The 1,403-nt window shown below is 55.5% G+C and carries 1 rRNA gene; it reads right to left on the bottom strand.

Going from position 1 to position 1,403, the window contains the following annotated elements:
* A 23S ribosomal RNA gene (locus tag ACGF63_RS22850) occupies positions 1-1,403 on the bottom strand; the annotation flags it as partial.

The following is a 1,403-nucleotide window of genomic DNA, read 5'->3' as shown; positions in this document are numbered from 1 at the left end:
CAGAACCACCGGATCACTAAGACCTACTTTCGTACCTGCTCGAGCTGTCACTCTCGCAGTCAAGCTGGCTTATGCCTTTGCACTAACCTCACGATGTCCGACCGTGATTAGCCAACCTTCGTGCTCCTCCGTTACGCTTTGGGAGGAGACCGCCCCAGTCAAACTACCCACCAGACACTGTCCCCGGTCCGGATCACGCACCTGGGTGAGAACATCGCACATTCAAGGGTGGTATTTCAAGGATGGCTCCGTGCAGACTGGCGTCCACACTTCACAGCCTCCCACCTATCCTACACATCAAGGTGCCATGTTCAGTGTCAAGCTATAGTAAAGGTTCACGGGGTCTTTCCGTCTTGCCGCGGGTACACTGCATCTTCACAGCGAGTTCAATTTCACTGAGTCTCGGGTGGAGACAGCCTGGCCATCATTACGCCATTCGTGCAGGTCGGAACTTACCCGACAAGGAATTTCGCTACCTTAGGACCGTTATAGTTACGGCCGCCGTTTACTGGGGCTTCGATCAAGAGCGTCGCACTTGCGTGCTAACCCCATCAATTAACCTTCCAGCACCGGGCAGGCGTCACACCGTATACGTCCACTTTCGTGTTTGCACAGTGCTGTGTTTTTAATAAACAGTTGCAGCCAGCTGGTCTCTGCGACTGGCTTCGGCTCCGGGCGCGGGCCCTTCACCTACCGCCAGCGTGCCTTCTCCCGAAGTTACGGCACCATTTTGCCTAGTTCCTTCACCCGAGTTCTCTCAAGCGCCTGAGTATTCTCTACCTGACCACCTGTGTCGGTTTGGGGTACGATTCGATATGACCTGGTGCTTAGAGGCTTTTCCTGGAAGCCGGGCATCAACCACTTCACCGCCGTAGCGGCTCGTCATCACGCCTCAGTGTCAACGAAAGAGCGGATTTGCCTGCTCTTTCCACCTACACGCTTAAACCGGGACAACCGTCGCCCGGATGGCCTAGCCTTCTCCGTCCCCCCTTCGCAGTCATACCCAGTACAGGACTATTAACCTGTTGCCCATCGACTACGCTTTTCAGCCTCGCCTTAGGGGTCGACTCACCCTGCCCCGATTAACGTTGGACAGGAACCCTTGGTCTTCCGGCGAGCGGGTTTTTCACCCGCTTTATCGTTACTTATGTCAGCATTCGCACTTCTGATACCTCCAGCGGGCCTCACGACGCCGCCTTCGCAGGCTTACAGAACGCTCCCCTACCCAACAACACATTCATGTCGCTGCCGCAGCTTCGGTGCATGGTTTAGCCCCGTTACATCTTCCGCGCGGGCCGACTCGACCAGTGAGCTATTACGCTTTCTTTCAATGATGGCTGCTTCTAAGCCAACATCCTGGCTGTCTGGGCCTTCCCACCTCGTTTCCCACTTAACCATGACTT

Origin of the sequence: Photorhabdus sp. RM322S, assembly GCF_042879395.1 — a bacterium.
Classification (GTDB): Bacteria; Pseudomonadota; Gammaproteobacteria; order Enterobacterales; family Enterobacteriaceae; genus Photorhabdus; species Photorhabdus khanii.
This window is presented reverse-complemented; position numbering and strand designations above follow the sequence as displayed.